Origin of the sequence: Lysobacter sp. Root604, assembly GCF_001427505.1 — a bacterium.
Lineage (GTDB): Bacteria > Pseudomonadota > Gammaproteobacteria > Xanthomonadales > Xanthomonadaceae > Lysobacter.
On record NZ_LMGS01000009.1, the window covers coordinates 108,360 to 124,686 of the forward strand.

Genomic DNA, 16,327 nt, shown 5'->3' on the forward strand with positions numbered 1-16,327 from the left:
CGAGGCCCGGGCCTCAGCCGCCGACCGGGTAGGTCTTGGCGGACTCGGCCGGGGCCGCGGCCGGCCGACCGGCGGTAGGCGCCTGGCCGCCGCAGCGGTAGGCCGCGTAGCGCTGCTCGCCGTTGGCGGGCGGGGCCAGCGGCTGGATGGTGTCGGCCTGCAGGCCCGGCGCCTCGTTGCGGGCCAGGGTTTCCAGCTCCTCGCTCACGCGCAGGGCGTTGCGTTCGTAGAAGGCCACCGAGTCCTTGACCGAGACCGCGACTTCGCCGCGCTTCTCGCAGGCCGGCGCGGCGCCGCCGCTGAGCACGCGCACCGCGGACGCGCCCGGAGCCATCTGCACCCAGGTGCAGCCGCCGAGGACCAGGGCGGCGAACAGGGAAGCGGCGAGCGGACGATTCATGCGGAGCTCCGGTGCGGGCGTCGTGGATGACGCGCATTCTGGCCGGGTATGCGTGAATTTGGGAGGACTGGTGATGCGGGGGGCGCTGCGACCGCTCTTCACGCTTGTTTGCTGTCCCTTCTCCCGCTGACGGGAGAAGGTGCCCGGAGGGCGGATGAGGGCGCGCGAATCGCAAGCGGCGGCGCTAGCTTGATGCTGCGCGTGCCCTCACCCCACCCCCTCTCCCGCACGCGGGAGAGGGGCTAAAGCAAAAATGCGGCGGATGAGGGCAGCGGCACGCCCTTACTTCTGCTTAGGCTTACCGTCCGCATCCACCGACTGCACTTCGCCCAGCTTCAGATCGCGGATCGGCTGCTCAATCTTCGACAAGTCGCCGACCACCACCCAGGTGACCGCGGCCGGGTCGATGGTCTTGGCCGCGGCCTGCGCCAGCGCCGGGGTCATCGCATCGTTGCGGGCCTTGTACTGGACGATGTAGTCGTCCGGACGGCCGTAGCGCAGATTGCCGGCGACCTGGCCCAGCACCGCGTTCGCGGTCTCGTAGGCGCCGGGCAGGCTGAGGGTGTTGCTGGCGCGGATCTTGGCCACCTCGGCCTCGGTGATCGGGGTCTGGCCGCTGGTGAAGGCGTCGATCTCGCGCTTGAGCTCCTTGATCGAATCCACGGTCTTGTCGCTCTGCACCGCCGCCGAGGCGATCCACGGACGCTGGCCCTTGGTGTTGCTGGCGCCGCTGTAGGAACCGTAGGCCCAGTGCTTGTCCTCGCGCAGGTTCATGTTGAGGCGCGAGCTGAACTCGCCGCCGAGCACGCCGTTGGCGAAGTCGAAATCGATCGAACCGGCGTCCGAGGTCGGCGGCACCACTTCGCCGACGTAAAGGTTGGACTGGATCGCGCCGGGCTGGTCGACCAGGAACACACGCGGCGCCTTCGGGCGCGGCACCGTCGCCACTTCAGGCAGCGCGGGCGCGTTCGGCGCCGGCTTCCAATCGCCGAAACGCTTTTCCAGCTGCGGCACGATGTCCTTGAGGCTGGTGTCGCCGACCACGACGATGCGCACCTTGTCCGGCTGCAGCCAGTCGCGATGGAAGGCGACCAGATCGTCGCGGGTCAGTGAGGCGATCGAGGCCTCGGTGCCGCTGCCGGTGAAGGGAATCGCGTAGGCGTGGCCGGCGCCGTACAGCAGCGGCGGCAGCACGCGCAGGGCCGCGGTCTGCGGACGCGCCTTCTCCTGCTTGATGCCGGCCAGCCAGGTCGCGCGCACGCGCTCGATCTCGGCAGCGTCGAAGCGCGGACGGCGGACCACATCGGCGAACAGATCCAGCGACGGATCCAGCTTGTCCTTCAGCGCCGACAGGCTGATCGAGGCGCTGTCCAGGCTGGCGCCGGCGCCGAGCTCGGCGCCCAGGGCCTCCTTGCGCGCGGCCAGCTGCAGCGCACCGTAGTCGCCGGCGCCCTCGTCCAGCATCGACATGGCGAAGCTGGCCGTGCCCAGCTTGCGGCCCTGGTCGGCGGTGTAGCCGCCCGGGAATTCCATCAACAGCTGCACCACCGGAATTTCGTGGCGCTCCACCAGCACCACTTCCATGCCGTTGGACAGCTTGCCGCGCTGCGGGGTCGGGAAGCTCAGCGCCGGGAAGGTCTGGGTGACCGGCACGCCGGTGCTGCGGTCGACGTCGGACTTGACGGTCTTGAACTTGGGATCCGGCGCGGGCACCGCGGCCGGCGCGCTGGCGGGCGCCGCGGCGGCGGTTTCCGGCAGCGACGAAGCCGGCTTGTCGCTGGGCTGCACGACCAGAGTGTGCGAGCCCACGCCCAGCCACTTCTGGCCGGCCGCGCGCACGCTTTCCGGGGTCGCGGCCATCAGGGTTTCCAGCTCTTCGCGGTAGCAGTCGGGCTTGCCGCTGTAGACAGCGCATTCGGCCAGCACGTCGGACTTGCCGCCGAAGCCGCCGATGCGCTCGATGCCGCGCACGAAGTCGGCGCGGATCGCGGTCTTGGCCTGATCCAGTTCCTCGGCGGTCGGGCCCTGGGTCAGCAGACGCTGCAGTTCCTCGTCGACGATCTTCTCGACCTTGGCCGAGTCCACGCCTTCCTTGACCGTGGTGGTGATGAAGAAGGTGCCGCTGATCTCGCTGTTCCAGACCGAGGTGCCGACGTTATCGGCCAGCTTGTCCTGGTGGACCAGGCGCGTGTCCAGGCGCGAGGACGCGCTGCCGCCCAGCACCTGGCTCAGCAGGGTCAGCAGGGTCGAATCCTTGCTGCCGTTCTCGGCCACCGGCCAAGCGCGGTACACGCGCACCTGCGGCACGCGGTCGGGCACCGTCTCGCGGGTGTCCTGGGCGCGCTTGGGAATGTTGGTCGGCATGTCCTTGAGGGTGGCGCTGGCGGGGATGTCGCCGAAGTAGCGCAGGGCCTTTTCCTTGGCCGTCTTCAGATCGATATCGCCGGCCAGCACCAGCACCGCGTTGTTGGGGCCGTACCAGCTGCGGAACCAGGTCTTGACGTCGTCCAGCGAGGCCGCGTCGAGGTCGGCCATCGAGCCGATGGTCTGCCAGTGGTAGGGGTGCCCGACCGGGTACAGGGCCTCGAACATCTTGGCGTTGATGCGGCGGCCGTAGGGCTGGTTCTCGCCCTGGCGCTTCTCGTTCTGGACCACGCCGCGCTGCTCGTCCAGGGTCTTCTGGTCGATCGCGCCGAGCAGGTGGCCCATGCGGTCGGACTCCATCCACAGCGCCATGTCCAGCGCGGTGGTGGGCACGTTCTGGAAGTAGTTGGTGCGGTCCTGGTTGGTGGTGCCGTTCTGATCGGTCACGCCGACCAGTTCGAACGGCGCGAAGAACTCGCCCTTGTGGTTCTCCGAGCCCTGGAACATCAGGTGCTCGAACAGATGCGCGAAGCCGGTGCGGCCGGGCTGCTCGTTCTTGCTGCCCACGTGGTACCACAGGTTGACCGCGACGATCGGCGCCTTGCGGTCGGTGTGCACGATCACGCGCAGGCCGTTGGGCAGGGTGAACTCCTCGTACGGGATCGCGACCGAGGCCTTGGGCGCGGCGGCGTACGCGGGCACCGACGCAGCGACGCCACCGCCCAGCACGGCGGTCAGGGCGAGAGCGAGGGCGGCGGCGCGCGGGCGGGCGCGGGACGTCGGCGAGATCGGGGACATGTGCAGCTCCTGGGTACGGTCGGATGGTTGCGAATGAAGGGATTACGCGCGGACGAGGCCGGCGCAGGACCCTGCATCCTAGTCGCGGCGGGCGGCCGTGAGCACTAGGCCACAAGTTAGGTAGGGGGTCGGGACGGACCTGCGTTACCCGTTTTTTGTGCCTGTACGTGCCCAGACCCGGCCCTGCGGGGAGCCAGCCCCGCATAATGCGCGCATGTTCGACGTCATCCTGTACCAGCCCGAGATCCCGCCCAACACCGGCAACGTGATCCGCCTGTGCGCCAACACCGGCGCGCGCCTGCATCTGATCGCGCCGCTGGGCTTCGGCCTGGAAGACAAACAGCTCAAGCGCGCCGGCCTGGACTACCACGAGTACGCCACGCTGCGCGTTCACGACAGCCTGGACGCGGCGCTGGCGGCGATCGCCCAGGACCAGGGCGTGCCGCCGCGCTTGTTCGCACTGAGCACGCGCGGGCGCACCCGCCACGATCGCCCGGCCTATCGCGCCGGCGATGCCTTCCTGTTCGGCCCGGAAACCCGCGGCCTGCCCGGCGAAGTATTGGAGGGCGTGCCCGAAGCGCAGCGCCTGCGTCTGCCGATGCGCCCGGAGAACCGCAGCCTGAACCTGTCCAACGCGGTCGCGGTGGTGGTGTTCGAGGCCTGGCGTCAGCTCGCTTACGCCGGCGGCGAATAAGCCCGGCCACCGCGGCGGCCGTGCACCGCCCCGGTGCCGCGACGCCACTTAGACTTTGGTCGTAGACGCAGGCGTTGCGCAACGCGGTTCCACTACGCGCTGCCGTGCGCGCGTCCGCTTGCGCGGCGGCGCGGCGATGTTGTGGATAGAGCGCAGAAAAACCCGAGCCGTCGGGCGATCTGCGCCGAATCGATCCATCGCGATCGCAGCATAGTGAGAGCCGCCGCATGAACGAACAGGTTTCGAACCCCCACGCGCCGCCCGGCATGCAGATCATGCGCAGCGCATACACCGTCACCACCACCATCGACCGCCTGGTGGCGATGGTCGAACAGCGCGGGCTGCGCGTGTACGCGCGCATCGACCACGCCCGCATCGCCGACGGCTGCGGCCTGCGCATGCCACCGACCCAGCTGCTGCTGTTCGGCAATCCGCTGGCCTCGTCGGTGGCGATGCTGGAACAGCCGACCCTGGCGATCGATCTGCCGATGAAGGTACTGGCCTGGCGTCACGACGACGGCCACACCCGCGTGGGCTATCTCGACTTGGATTGGATGGCCGACCGGCATGCCTTGCCGGAAGCGCAGCGCGACATCACCCAGGCGGTGAACCAAAGCCTGCGCGCGCTGGTACGCGCGGCCGCCTCGCGCGAAGTGTCCTTGCGCGTATGCCCGGTGCCGGAGCCGCGGCCGCGCCGTCTGGCGGCGGTGGGCTAAATCGGCGTCGATTCTCTCAGGCCGTTCGTGCAACCAGCAGAGGCTGATCTGGGTGTCAGGCTAATGTGGGACTGTGGGCGTCCTTGTTCGCTGTGCAAGCTCACGCTGAAGCTCCCAGCATTCACGATTATCCCGCCCGCCCAACTCGAAGCAACGAGACAAGGCCGCTGAGAGCCGCCCATCCCTGTCCGAAATGGATAGCGGCTGCAGTTGCGCGAACTCCAGCAACAAAGTCACATTGATGGTGAGATTGCCTGTTTGGACCGCCTCTGCAAGAAGTAGCGGCCCAACACGCGTGCCGTTCTTGTCCAACAAATAGTCGAATCGCGAGGACGACGGCCGCCGATGCTCCAGTTCCCAGACGACTATTCGAACCTGAATGTCTGGCGGCAGCGTCTGAAACTGGGTTCGCGCCTGCTCCACGCTCATACCCTCCAACTTCCGCAGTTCCCTTGGCATCCCGTCTGAACATGCAGACACAGAGATGACGGCGAGGCACAAAGAAAGGATCGCAACTTTCATATTCTGCATCCGCGACTAGCAACACGCCCTCATCTTGTTCCATATGGTGCCCACCTAGAGCGGGCCCGTTTCATGAGGCCAGCATCTCGGGGCTGTCGTGCTCGCGCAGCCGGAAAAGTCTGAATCGGATGTCAGGCTAGTATGGAATTGTGGGTGTCCTTGTTCGCTGCTGCCGCCGACTTCTTTAGTTCGGCATCACTCGCCCTGAACTTCATAGACCCAATCAGGAAACGAATCATAGACCGCGTAGTGCAGCAAGAACCTGCTGACCTCCTCCTTCGTTGGAACATAGGCACCAAATAATTCCGCCGCTTCCTGCGCGGAAATTGAACCTATTACGTAGTGAAAACCAGCAGCCGTAACAGACGTAGGGGTACTAAAATCAGCATCCAGCGGACCTATTTGAGCAATTGAATCAGGCAGAAACGGCTTCTTTGCAAAAATCGCGTGATCATCAGGCATTTCGATAATCATCGAAAGCGCTTCATTGAGATCAATATTTTTCACCATACGTTCCCCCAACTCACGATAACCGCCTACACGGTTGGGATGAAGATTAGACCGCTGCCGCCCAGAGCAGCCGACTATAGGCGGAACTGTGGGTGTCCTCGTTTCCGGCGCTCGTTTCCGGCGCGCTCTAGAACACAACTGCTTGCCCGCTAGCGCGCCTGCTTTCCTTTAGGAAGAACTCACCATTTCGAACGCTTCAGTTGCAGTCCACAAGCAGCTTCTCCTGCGTCAGGATCTTTTCCAGATCGCCCAGCTGCGGACTTGAGAGCATTACAAGAACCGGGCCTTGTCGATCACCCCTGTTATAGCCCCACAGAACCTTGTCGCGATTATCGCTGCGCTCAACTCCAAGAAGCTTAAAGCCGCTCACCGCGTCATTGCCGGTACGCTTCGCTTTGTGCGAGAAGCGCGGATGGCCACCGATTTCAACATTGACGATCTCCTTGTTGAAAGTCAGAACGCCCTCATCATAGTCAATCCATTCCTTGTGATTCGCATACACCAGCCCAGGAGAGTCAACAATGCATACACGATAGCGCTTACTCAATAGGACGCTGCCCTGTTCGCTGCACGCAACCAACAGCAACAGGCTTGCCACTATCACCAATACTTTACTGGCATCCGCAGCCATATTTGATCGCCTCATTTCCAAGCAACTAAGACAAGCAACTAAGGACACCCATAGACCTTTCGCCTGCGGCCAGTCTTCGGCACTGCCGAGAAGGTCATGAGAAATTAGGTTCATCGGGCCAAGCGCACTGTCTCAAACAAATGCAGGTGATTGCTCATCACGGCATAAGCATAAATGGCGATGGCAAAGCACTCAGCCAGCAACGAAGCAACTAAGGACACCCATAGACCTCTGGCCCGCGACTAGCGGTCGGCACTGCCGCGAAGGACGCGAGAAGTAAGTTCCATCAGGCCAAGCGCACTGCCAAAACGCTAGAAGAGGATATCTTGTACGGCCTGGATGCCTCTAGCAGCGGGCACGAGGGGCGGAGCAGCTACGAAATACCCGAGACCAGCTTGGCCGCGATGCCGACGCCTTTAAGCCAGCGTTGATTCAGACGCCGCGCTATCTCCAGCATGCCCTGAATTTCGCCGACCACACGCCAGTAACCCGAGCCAATAGACTTCTGTGGAACTGTGGGTGTCCTTGCCCCGCTACGTCCTTGCCCCGCTACGTCCTTGCCCCGCTACGCGAAGCTCAGTTCCCCGTCTGCTGCCCGATCCATAGCCGATTGCCGTCGGGATCTTCGACACGGAACTCGCTCATGCCGTAGAAGGGATGACTGATCGAAGGCACATCCAAGCCGCGCTTTCGCACGTCGCGGTGGTAGGCGAAGATGTCGTCTGGATACAGGTAGATCACCGAGGTGCGTGGCGCGTCCGGCGGCTGGTTGATCGATTCGCCCACCATCAACCGGCACCCGTCCAACACCAGCATCGCCCAACGCCATTCGTCGTTGCGCTTTTCCACCGCGAAGCCGAGCTTGGCGTAGAACTCCACGCTGGTCGGCATATGGCGGACCGGCAGCATCGGGACTACCCGCATCATCTTCACCTCTTCTATTTGCCTAGTCGTCGGCGGGAACGCCGGCCTGTAGTGCGCGCGTGGCAGCCGCTGTTGACAGCTGCAGGGCAACGGCGAGTTCCTGCGCACTGCACTTGGCGTCACCCAGCAACCACGCTACTACCGGCGAGAACAGACCATCGGCGAGCCCATGTGCGGCGAGGCGCACGGGAATGCGCAGACGGCTGCGCTGTGCCGGGGACAGCGTGTTCTCCACGTGCATGACCAGCGTGTGCCGGACAATACGTAGCGCTGCGCCCTGGAATAGGCTGCGTGCGAGTGCACGGTTCTGCCAGAAGTGTTCCAGGATCGCGCACACCTTGTTGACGTCCGCCTGCCTACCGACCAGATTGGCCAGCGTCTGGAACGGCCCTTCCAAGCTGGCGGCAAGCAGCTCGTCCTTGTTGCGGAAGTGTTCGTAGAACGTCGAGCGGCTGACGCCCGATCGTGTCAGCACATCGCCGACGCGGATCTCGTGGTAGCGCTGGTTGAGCACCAGCGAGAAGAACGCCGCCATCAGGTCCTGGCGTGTGCGCCGCCTACGGGGATCTTCGTTTGGCTCAAGCAGTGTCATGGGCGGGATCATCCCACGAACCCTGCCGGACATTGGGCCGCGATTGTCCGGAAACCCGCCACGATCGCATCGCTAGCCTATACGCTCTTCTTTGCAGGGGCACCGCATGACCACGACCTCATCCCGCACGCAAGGCGCCCTGCTCTCCGGCGTGACGCTGATCGCCAGCGGGGTGCTGGCGCCGCTCATCATGGCCTTCCATCCCACCGCACAAGGCGCCGACGTGGCGGCGCGGCTCACCAGCCTCACGGAGATCTCCTCGCTCAGCCGGCACGTGCATCTGGCGATGATCGTATGCATCGTCGCGCTCTGGCTGTCGCTGGCCCACCTCGCTCGGCGTTGGCCAGGCAACGGCTGGGTGTGGGCTGCGGTCCGCCTCTACGCGCTGGGCGCCGTCGCCATGCTGGGCGCGGCGTTGATCAGCGGCTTCCTCATCAGTGACTACCTGCAGCGCGTCCTGCCGCTGATCCCGCGCGCCGAGGACGCACTGCCTTCGGTGCTGCTCGCCTTCTCCGCCAATCAGGTGCTGGCGGGATTCGGCACGCTCGGCATGTTGGGCGGCATCGTACTGTGGTCTGCTGCGATGCTGCGCCAATCCGGTCGGCTGGCGATCGCGTGCAGCGCCTACGGCATGATCGCGGGTCTGATGTGCCTGATCGGCTACATCACAGGATTGATTTCACTCCACGCCCCCGGCATGACCTTTGTGGTCGTCGCACAAAGTCTCTGGTACTGCCTGCTGGGCCTGTGGGTCGTGCGGGCTTCGCAGAATGTCACGACGACGACATCCCACGATGGCGACCGCCGCGCCTGATGCCTGGCCCACCTTCGCCCGATCCGCGGAGCCCCATCATGCTCGTTCCCTACTCTCCCACATGGCCGCTCGTCTTCCAGGATCTCCGGCAGGAACTGCTGCCGGCTTTCGCCGGCGTGCCCATCGAGATCATGCATGTCGGCAGTACCTCGGTGCCCGGCCTGGCGGCCAAGCCGGTCATCGACCTCCTGCTGGGCGCGCCGACACTCGCCAAGATCGAGGCCCGCATCGCGGACATCGTGAGCCTGGGCTACACCTACCGGCCGCACTACGAGGCAGCGATCCCTCGGCGCCGCTACTTCGTCAAAGACATCACGGGCGACCTGCGCATCCACCTGCATTGCGTCGAACAAGGTGGCCGACTCTGGCGGGAACATCTCCACTTCCGCGACCTACTGCGCGACGACGACGCCCGTCGATCCGAGTACGAAGCCCTGAAACGACGGCTGGCTATCGTGCACGCCGACGACAAGGCTGCTTATACGTTGGAGAAGGGTGTCTACATTCGATCTCTGTTGTCTTCCCTGGAGGACCAGCGCTTCCAACAGTGTGGGAAAACAACTAAGAAACAACTAAGGACACCCATAGACCTCTCGCCCACGACTAGCGGTCGACACTGCCGCGAAGGCTGCGAGAAGTAAGTACCATCAGACTAAGCGCACCTAACGGGAGGCACGAGGGATGGAGCAGCATGAAACGCCCTAAGCGAGCTTGGCCGCGACGCCGACACCTTTGAGCCAACGTTGACCCAGACGCTGCGCTATCTCCAGCAGATCCTGAACTTCACCGACCGCACGCCAGTAGCCCGAGCCAATCGACTTCATCCGTGCCACCCAGCGATCGGGCCGCGCATCGAACTTCGCCAGCACGCTCGGTGCACTTAGAGCAATGGAACCTCGTTTGCCTGGGCGAACCTGTTTTTCAGTCCACTCCAGTAGCGCCAGATACTCACCCAGTCGAATCGGCAGACAGGCCACCGAAGAGCCCGCAACTGGCTGCAGCATTGCCTTAGTCGCATCGTGGCTCACGCCCCTCAGTCGTACGTGCGCGCTGGTGTGATGCAACTGGGCCAGATCGTCCGCCATGCCTGCGCGGATGGGATTCAGATCGACATAGGCCATGGCGGCTAGCACCGCGCGATCGTCGCAGAGAACTTGCGCTTTGTATCGCCCCTCCCAGAACCGCCCCTTGCAATCGTCTTCGGTATTGGCCGCGCGAGCGATCGGCTCCGCCAGACAGCGCATTAGCCAGGACAGGTCCCCGAGGCGAGCACGGGCAGCCGACATACGCGTTGGGTCAGCCATCAACGCATCGCGCTTGCGCTCATGGGCTGCAGGAGTGCCCTCACGGGGTGGAAACAGTCGTATCCAGCGCGCCGCCACTTCGGCATCCGTCCATTGCTGTGCAAGGGCCGGCTCCAACTGCACGACCAAATGCAGATGGTTGCTCATCACGGCATAAGCATGAATGGCGATGGCAAAGCACTCAGCCAGCAATGCCAATCGCTGTTCGACCCAAACCTTCCGATGCTCGAAAGATCGACCAGTGTAGCGATCAACTCCACACAGGAACGCTCGACGCACGCAGCGCTGTACGCAATGAAACGTACCGGCCTGGCCGGGCGGGATTAGCGAAGAGCGGGCCTGTGTCATGGGGCCAGCATCTCGCGTCTGTCGTGCTTGCGCAGCCAGAAAAGTCTGAATCGGATGTCAGGCTAGTGTGGAACTGTGGGTGTCCTTGTTCGCTAGAAAGATCGACCGGTGTAACGATCAACTCCACACAGGAACACTCGACGCACGCAGCGCTGTACGCAATGAAACGGCCGGCCTGGCCGTGCGGGATTAGCGAAGAGCGGGCCTGTGTCATGAGGCCAGCATCTCGGGTCTGTCGTGCTTGCGCAGCCAGAAAAATCTGAATCGGATGTCAGGCTAGTGTGGAACTGTGGATGTCCTTGTTCGAACCCTCCTTGTTTCCTTGTTCGAACCCTCCTTGTTCGAACCCTTGCTCGAACTCTTTCTCTTACATTCTTCAATCTGCTATTTTCTAAGGCGAACACAGCCGCCTTTGTTTCCAAAGTATGGGGGCTTCACGTTAAAGTTGCTGGAACAGCGACTCCCAACATCGTACTGCACTCTTTTGTACTCAAAACCATACCGCTCTTTTAATTTACCCAACGCACAGGCCGCTTTGGCTTCAGACGCACCAACACACTTCTCTCCATGCTTGCTCAGCAATGCGACCGCCCACCCACCTCTGCGCTCTCTATACTGATCATTCGCGTCGAAGTAGTAGAACATCAGAAAAACAGCGTCCCAAGCCGCAGCACTCCGCTTCGTTTTGACGGTCACCTCTTGACACCAATCTCCGCCACAGAACTCGATATTTCGAGCCGCCCCATAGGTTGGCCAGTACTTCTGTTCGCTAAAGTCACTCCTGAGAATTGATTGCGAAGACAGGTCCGAATTCCCACTTGCATTCGCGCCCACAGCAACAAGCGCAATCAACGCAAGCTGGATGGCTAGTACATTTTTTCTCAACATACTCAGCGCCTCAATGAAGGAACCCCATCACCAGGGTTCGTTGAAAGATGCCAATGATCCGGCGCATGACGAAGTCCGTTCGTAAATCCACAACCTGCCGCGCAATCCTTAACCGTCTGGTTCGGTTTCCGACATAGATTTCGATTTGAATTGCACCCAAAATCGCATGCCGTACCCCCGGGGTGATTCTTACCCGAATGATGAGGTGCGCCCTCGCTACCACCCGTAATCGTCAATTGCATATTGAGACAACTCTGGAGACATAAAATATTCTTGTGCAACCCGGGAACGGTCAGAATTGTAGTGTCGTTCTTCTTATAGCGCACGGTGTAGCTGTACGGCGAGGATCGATCTGGGTTATTTGAGTAACCAGGCCCAATCTGCGGCCCGGCCCCTCCAAATAAGCCAAGTGCGTCCGTAGAGTCCAAGGGCCGTCCTTCAACATAACTGAAAACAGATACGCCTCCGACAAGTCCAATCGGATCAGATTGCACATACCGCCCACTCCCCGCATCGTAGTCCCGAAAGTAGTTGTAATTCAGCCCAGTAGCCGCGTCATACCGCTGCCCCGGGAACCGCATGTCGAGCACGAAGTCCGTGCTGTCCAGGTCCGGGTCCTGATTCGGCGGATCTTTGCCGAACGCCTCGCCCTGTAGCGCCCAGGTCCAGATCGCGACGTCGCGGCTGCGGTCGATGACGGCACGCGGGGTGCCCAGGTGGTCGGGCTCGATGTAGTGCAGTTTCTGGTTGGCACCCGCGCCGGCCAGCAGGCCGACCGGGAGGTCGTCCAGCCAGATCGCTTGTTGCAGGGCCGCGCCGTTGTGGTCGTAGTCGCCCAGCCAGCGGCCCGACTCGTCGTAGACGGTGTAGGTGTTCACGGCCGGGGTGCCGCCGCTGCCATCGGGGTTGCCGGTAACCGCCGGGATGGTCGAGAGCACGCGTTCGCCCAGGGCGTTGTAGGCGTAGCTGCGTAGCATGGTGCCGTTTTGCGACACGCTGTTCATGCGGTCGTCTTCGGCGTAGTTGAACTGCTTGAGCGCGCCGCCGATGGCCGTGGTGTTGCCCACGCCGTCGTAGCTGCGCACGACGCTGCCCACCGAACTCAGGCGATGGTTGCTGCCGGGGTAAGCGAAGTTGGTGGTGATACCGCCGTGCAGCAGGCTGGTGCGGTTGCCGGTGGCGTCGTAGGTGTAGGTCTCGATCGGGATACTGCTGACACCATCGCGCAGGATGGTCAGACGACCAAGGTTGTCGTAGTCGTAGCGGGCCAGGAACGCGCTCTGCAGGCCGTCCTTGAGCTCGCTGAGCTGACCGGCGGCGTCGTAGCCGTAGTGCAGCGACAGGCCGCCGCTGGCGTTGTCCTGGATCGTAGCGGGCCGATAGTCGAGATCGTGCTGACGCGCCAGGGTGCGGCCGTTGCCGTAGACCCAGCCGACCGCCGGGCCGAATGGAGCGTAGCCGGCCTGATTGAGCAGCACCGTGCGGCTACCGCCGTTCGGGGTCACGCCAACTTCGGTGATGCGGCCCTGAGCGTTACGTACGTAGTCGACGACGGCGCCGTCGGGGTAGCTGATCGACTTCACATCGCCCGCAGCGGTGTAGGTGTAGTCGACCATAAAGAACCGGCCACCGACGATCTGCATCTTGGTTTCGACCTGGCCGAAGCGGTCGTAGCAGTAGCGCATCGCGGCGCCGAAGTTCTTGTTCGTGCCGGTCATGCGGCCCTGCGCGAACGCTGGGTCGCCGCCGCAGCCGGTGTTGAAGGTGTCGTAGTGATAGACGATGTCGTTGCCGCCGCTGGTGGCCAGCATCGAGACCGAGGTCAGGCGATTGAGCGCGTCGTAATCGTAGGTGTGCGCCTGGGCATCGTTAGCGTCGAGGCGGCTGTCCAGATTGCCCGCGCTGTCGTAGCCGTACTGGGTCAGCCCGGTATCCGGACTGGTGAGCTGGGTCACCTCACCGAACCCGTTGTAGCTGTAGTTCGTCTGCAGCCCCTTGGGGTCGGTCACGCGGGTGACGTTGTCGAGCGCGTCGTAGAGGTAGCCGGTTTCCGCGGCGATGCCGCCCGGGTCCTGCACGGTGCGCGAGACGCGGTTGAGCGGGTCGTAGTCGTGGTCGACCACGCGGCTGAGCGGGTCGGTGACCAGGTTGGGGTTGCCGTCGGCGTCGTAGGTGGTGCCGGTGATGTGGTTGCCGGCGTCCTTGTACTGGGTTTGCTCGCCCAGGCTGTTGTAGAAACGCGACAGCTGCCGGCGCAGCACTGCGCCACTGTCCTTGGTCTCTTCCTTGATGCGGTTGCCGGCCTTGTCCAAGGTGTAGTGAATGGTGTTGCCGGCGTTGTCGGTGACGTCGGTCAGGCGCTGCGCTGCGTCGTAGGCAAAAGTGATGTAGCTGCCGTCAGGCTGGGTCAGGCGCTGGACCAGGCCGGTAGGTTCGTAAATCGCGCTGGTAATGCGGTCGTCGGCTTCGCTGGCGGCGTTAGGCCCACGCACCTTGGTGCCGGTCAGCCAGCCGCGCGGGTGGTATTCGTAGTCGGTGACCACGCCGGCAATGTCCTTGAGCGACAGCATCCGACCTTGGGCGTCGTACTGCAGCACCTCGGTGACCTGCCCCAGGGCGTTGGTGGTCTTCCACAGGTCGCCCTTGCGGTGTGGGCAGGTCGCGGGCGCGGATGCGCAGCTGGCGTCGTCGCTGGGGTAGTAGGCGTAAGCGGTGACGTCGTTGACGTCCGTGCGTGGGCCATTGACCGACTTGAGCAGGCCGAGAAGCGGGCAGGTGCTGTTGCTGGCCGCGACATCGGCGGCTTCGCAGTAGACGTAGGCCGTGGTCCGGGTGGCGTTGGTGGCGGTGTCACGCACGGTGACGGAGGTCGGCTGCATTCGTGCGTTGCGAGTGATGCGGGTCTCACGGTTGCCGATCAGAGTCGTCAGCACGCGGTTGATCGCAAGCTCGTGGCGCTGCTCGACGGTGCGCGCCTGCGCTGCGCCCTGCGCTTCGACCACGGTATGGGCGCGAGCAAGAAGGCCCGACACGGTATCGGTGAGTTCCGCATACTGGTGTTTGGTCACGGTCCCGTTGGGATCAGTGACCGTGTCGATGCGGCGGCGGAAGTCGGTGGTTTCAGGGTAGTAGGTGTAGTTGGTCGTTCCGGCGCTGTTGGCGACCGATGCGATTTTGCGCGGCGCACCGCTGGGCGGCGTCGCGGTGAGCGCGTAGACATTCTGACGACCTAAGGCATTCGTGGCGGTGGCGGTGCCGGCCGCCGAATACGACAGCGACAATCCGTCGGTGATATCTCCTAGCGTGCGTGACTGCACACGCGCCTTCTCGTCGTATACATTGGTACTGAGGCGTCGATTATCCTCCGCCGTAACGCCGACCAGCAGCATCGGTATCCCATCAATACCGTAGTGGTAACGGCGCTGCGCGCCGTCCGGATAGGTCGCGGTCTCGACCTGCCCCAATGAGGTGTAGGTGTAGCTAACCAACACCACGCCAGCGGAACTGATCGATGCGATTGGAGCGCCGCCCTTACCAGTGGTGCGAGTGAACTCAAGTACTCGTCCGCCGCTGTGGGTAATCGTGCTCAGTCGCTGCAAACTGTCGTAGCCGTAGGCCAACGTGGTGCCGTCTTCGTAGGCCTGCTGTAACAATCGTCCTTCGGCATCAAAACTCAAAGTGCGATCGCTGCGGTACACGACCCAGTTCGTGCCGGAGGCAACCAGCCGGTCGCCGCTGCCATCGCTGGCCTCGTAGGCCGCGCCCACAGACTTGAACGCCGTGTGCCGCCCGTCCGCATCGACCAGCCCGTAGTGCACGGTCGGACTGCCGCCAATCGGATCGGTGCCCATCGCCAAGCGGATGTTGTGCGAGTTGGTCCAGCCCCCGCCGAATCCCCCGCCGGCGACGGAACCACCCGATTGATAGCTGCGCTGCAACGAAACCCAGCCCAGATCGAAGTCGCTGGTGGTCTCCGCCAGGGTGCCGCTGCTGATCTGGCAGTTCTCCTCTGTCGGGCAGGTTCGCACCGGTGCGCTGGCGTAGCTCATCTCGGAGCCAGGCACGCCCGCGCAGGCCTGCTTGGCGGCGCTCCACGCATGCACGGTGATGTTGGGGCATTGAATGGAGCGGTTACGCAGGATCGACCCATTCTCGTTCGTGCTGGTGCAACTGCCGGGCGAGCCGACCGTATAGCTGGCCGTGTAGGTGGTGTTCTCGTTCAGGCTCTGTCCGTTGTCCCAACTGCTGTCCACCTGCCAGTTCGGCGACACGGTCACGACGGTGGACGCCGGACAGCCTTGCCCGGTGCTGTCCGCGTCCAGGCGCTGCTTGATCTGGTCCACCACCATCTGCAAGGTCGCGTTCGGCTGCTGCGGGTCGAGCAGGCTGTGGTGGCTCCACTCGCCCACCACCGGCGGCACGCGCTCGAATTCGTACTGGTAGATCGTGCGGTCGCTCAGCACGGTCTGCTTGGTGACTTCGAAACTGAAGGGGCCGTAGGGCAGCGAGGCGGCATGAATGCTTTCCATGTCCTGCTGCACGGCGCGCTCGGTGAGGTGCGGTCCGTTGAAGGCTAAATCGCTGGTCCAGACCTGGCCGATCTCCTGCGCGGAAGCGGCGCCGCTCAGTAGCGCCAGCAAGCCCAGCGCGGCCGCGAGCGAGCGAGCGCGCACGGCAATGGAGCGGCGGCGGTTCAATCCTTCGTAACCCATACCATCCCCTTCTTGTTGTCTGCGCCGACCTTGCGGACGGCGTGGTTTGCTGCTGAGGCGTGCGCGGCGCGAGCCGGGCATGACCCACGATGAGGCCTACCCGTCGCGGT

The 16,327-nt window shown here is 63.5% G+C and carries 13 protein-coding genes; 4 read left to right on the forward strand and 9 right to left on the reverse strand.

The annotated features are described in order from the left end of the window. Positions 1-13: 13 nt before the first annotated feature. Both ASD69_RS08920 and ASD69_RS08925 read right to left on the reverse strand, forming a co-directional pair. Complete coding sequence (locus ASD69_RS08920) at positions 14-400, reverse strand: DUF4156 domain-containing protein (protein ID WP_082576386.1); 387 nt, start codon at positions 398-400, stop codon at positions 14-16. Positions 401-682: 282 nt separating this feature from the next. After that, a complete protein-coding gene (locus ASD69_RS08925; RefSeq protein WP_056177004.1) occupies positions 683-3,562 on the reverse strand; it encodes a pitrilysin family protein in 2,880 nt (959 codons plus the stop codon). A 214-nt stretch (positions 3,563-3,776) separates the two neighbouring features. Between ASD69_RS08925 and ASD69_RS08930 the strand changes: the two genes are divergently transcribed. Both ASD69_RS08930 and ASD69_RS08935 read left to right on the forward strand, forming a co-directional pair. Then, positions 3,777-4,256, forward strand: coding sequence for a tRNA (cytidine(34)-2'-O)-methyltransferase (locus ASD69_RS08930; protein WP_056177006.1), 480 nt, complete (start codon positions 3,777-3,779; stop codon positions 4,254-4,256). Positions 4,257-4,483: 227 nt separating this feature from the next. After that, positions 4,484-4,972 (forward strand): DUF302 domain-containing protein, encoded by a 489-nt coding sequence (locus ASD69_RS08935; protein WP_056177011.1) that lies wholly within the window; start codon positions 4,484-4,486, stop codon positions 4,970-4,972. Positions 4,973-5,032: 60 nt separating this feature from the next. Here ASD69_RS08935 and ASD69_RS21850 read toward each other — a convergent pair whose 3' ends face one another. From ASD69_RS21850 to ASD69_RS08950, 5 genes are all read right to left on the reverse strand, one after another. Then, positions 5,033-5,494, reverse strand: a complete 462-nt coding sequence (locus ASD69_RS21850) for a hypothetical protein (RefSeq protein ID WP_157499123.1) — start codon at positions 5,492-5,494, stop codon at positions 5,033-5,035. Between the two features lie 195 nt (positions 5,495-5,689). Then, a complete protein-coding gene (locus ASD69_RS21855; RefSeq protein WP_157499124.1) occupies positions 5,690-6,001 on the reverse strand; it encodes a hypothetical protein in 312 nt (103 codons plus the stop codon). 199 nt (positions 6,002-6,200) lie between these two features. Beyond that, complete coding sequence (locus ASD69_RS08940) at positions 6,201-6,635, reverse strand: hypothetical protein (RefSeq protein ID WP_056177012.1); 435 nt, start codon at positions 6,633-6,635, stop codon at positions 6,201-6,203. 576 nt (positions 6,636-7,211) lie between these two features. Beyond that, entirely contained in the window at positions 7,212-7,562 is a 351-nt protein-coding gene (locus ASD69_RS08945) for a VOC family protein (protein ID WP_082576387.1), read from the reverse strand. Positions 7,563-7,581: 19 nt separating this feature from the next. Beyond that, positions 7,582-8,151: a TetR/AcrR family transcriptional regulator gene (locus ASD69_RS08950; protein ID WP_162250634.1), complete on the reverse strand. Its 570-nt coding sequence runs from the start codon at positions 8,149-8,151 to the stop codon at positions 7,582-7,584. A 106-nt stretch (positions 8,152-8,257) separates the two neighbouring features. Here ASD69_RS08950 and ASD69_RS08955 point away from each other — a divergent pair, with 106 nt between their 5' ends. Together ASD69_RS08955 and ASD69_RS08960 are read left to right on the forward strand one after the other, a co-directional pair. Continuing rightward, the gene (locus ASD69_RS08955) at positions 8,258-8,965 is read left to right on the forward strand and encodes a hypothetical protein (RefSeq protein ID WP_056177021.1); all 708 of its coding nucleotides are present in this window, start codon (positions 8,258-8,260) and stop codon (positions 8,963-8,965) included. 38 nt (positions 8,966-9,003) lie between these two features. Further along, the gene (locus tag ASD69_RS08960) at positions 9,004-9,606 is read left to right on the forward strand and encodes a GrpB family protein (RefSeq protein ID WP_056177023.1); all 603 of its coding nucleotides are present in this window, start codon (positions 9,004-9,006) and stop codon (positions 9,604-9,606) included. Between the two features lie 60 nt (positions 9,607-9,666). On the opposite strand, the gene ASD69_RS08965 is transcribed toward ASD69_RS08960, so the two are convergent. Together ASD69_RS08965 and ASD69_RS08970 are read right to left on the reverse strand one after the other, a co-directional pair. Beyond that, complete coding sequence (locus ASD69_RS08965) at positions 9,667-10,617, reverse strand: transposase (RefSeq protein WP_162250635.1); 951 nt, start codon at positions 10,615-10,617, stop codon at positions 9,667-9,669. An 890-nt stretch (positions 10,618-11,507) separates the two neighbouring features. Continuing rightward, positions 11,508-16,217: an RHS repeat-associated core domain-containing protein gene (locus tag ASD69_RS08970; RefSeq protein ID WP_056177030.1), complete on the reverse strand. Its 4,710-nt coding sequence runs from the start codon at positions 16,215-16,217 to the stop codon at positions 11,508-11,510. Positions 16,218-16,327 lie beyond the last annotated feature (110 nt).

Excerpts from the sequence above, each read along its gene's own strand:
- ASD69_RS08920 (WP_082576386.1), bottom strand. The coding sequence starts at position 400 with ATGAATCGTCCGCTCGCCGCTTCCCTGTTCGCCGCCCTGGTCCTCGGC.
- ASD69_RS08925 (WP_056177004.1), bottom strand. The coding sequence starts at position 3,562 with ATGTCCCCGATCTCGCCGACGTCCCGCGCCCGCCCGCGCGCCGCCGCC.
- ASD69_RS08930 (WP_056177006.1), top strand. The coding sequence starts at position 3,777 with ATGTTCGACGTCATCCTGTACCAGCCCGAGATCCCGCCCAACACCGGC.
- ASD69_RS08935 (WP_056177011.1), top strand. The coding sequence starts at position 4,484 with ATGAACGAACAGGTTTCGAACCCCCACGCGCCGCCCGGCATGCAGATC.
- ASD69_RS21850 (WP_157499123.1), bottom strand. The coding sequence starts at position 5,494 with ATGAAAGTTGCGATCCTTTCTTTGTGCCTCGCCGTCATCTCTGTGTCT.
- ASD69_RS08940 (WP_056177012.1), bottom strand. The coding sequence starts at position 6,635 with ATGGCTGCGGATGCCAGTAAAGTATTGGTGATAGTGGCAAGCCTGTTG.
- ASD69_RS08945 (WP_082576387.1), bottom strand. The coding sequence starts at position 7,562 with ATGATGCGGGTAGTCCCGATGCTGCCGGTCCGCCATATGCCGACCAGC.
- ASD69_RS08950 (WP_162250634.1), bottom strand. The coding sequence starts at position 8,151 with ATGACACTGCTTGAGCCAAACGAAGATCCCCGTAGGCGGCGCACACGC.
- ASD69_RS08955 (WP_056177021.1), top strand. The coding sequence starts at position 8,258 with ATGACCACGACCTCATCCCGCACGCAAGGCGCCCTGCTCTCCGGCGTG.
- ASD69_RS08960 (WP_056177023.1), top strand. The coding sequence starts at position 9,004 with ATGCTCGTTCCCTACTCTCCCACATGGCCGCTCGTCTTCCAGGATCTC.
- ASD69_RS08965 (WP_162250635.1), bottom strand. The coding sequence starts at position 10,617 with ATGACACAGGCCCGCTCTTCGCTAATCCCGCCCGGCCAGGCCGGTACG.
- ASD69_RS08970 (WP_056177030.1), bottom strand. The coding sequence starts at position 16,217 with ATGGGTTACGAAGGATTGAACCGCCGCCGCTCCATTGCCGTGCGCGCT.